The sequence below is a fragment of the Bradyrhizobium sp. WSM4873 genome, from assembly GCF_055811355.1.
The window spans coordinates 1-704 of the sequence record NZ_JBVVPS010000113.1; the positions used below are offsets into that span (position 1 = coordinate 1).

Annotated in this window: 1 protein-coding gene and 1 other annotated feature; the gene reads right to left on the reverse strand. The window is 63.6% G+C overall.

All coding sequences use genetic code 11. The annotated features are described in order from the left end of the window. Positions 1–704: IS3 family transposase (locus AC0L21_RS37975; protein ID WP_473267115.1), on the reverse strand; the 704-nt coding region annotated here is incomplete at both ends. Further along, positions 612–704, reverse strand: a sequence feature (AL1L pseudoknot). This feature is flagged as partial in the annotation. (Overlaps the previous gene by 93 nt.)

Sequence of the window (704 nt, forward strand, 5' to 3'; positions counted from 1 at the left end):
ACCGCGCCGATCTGCGCCTTACAACGTTCATCGCAACCTCCAAACTCCTGGTGTTGCGACGACCGTTTGAATCCGCCTTGGCTGCCCCTGTCGCTGTGGTGCACGAGCCCGCCGCGATGGACCGGCCGTCTATCATGCAGTGCCTGCTCTAGTGCATCGAGCACGAAGCTCGCATGTGCCGTGCGCGAGGCCCGCCAGCCCACGATCCTGCGGGCATAGGCGTCGATGACAAAGGCGACGTAGACGAAGCCGGTCCAGGTCGCGACATAGGTGAAGTCGGAGAGCCAGAGAACGTTCGGCCTTGGCGCCTTGAACTCGCGGTTGACGTGATCCAGCGGGCATGGCGCGGCCTTGTCGCTGATCGTAGTCTTGACGGATTTGCCGCGGATGACCCCTTGCAAACCCATGTCACGCATCAGTCGCGACACCGTGCAACGGGCAACATCGAAGCCTTCGCGCTTGAGCTGGCGCCAGACCTTGCGTACGCCGTAGACGGAGAAGTTTTGATCGAAGACGCGCCGAACCTCGATCTTCAGCGCGGCGTCCTGCTTGGCGCGCGCCGACAGCTTGGCGGGATCGCGCCGCTTGGTCACATGGGCGTGGTAGGTCGAGGGGGCGATCGGCAGCACCTTGCAGATCGGCTCGACCCCATGCGCCCCACGATGATCGTCGATGAAGGCGATCATGGCTTGGACCGGCGGTCG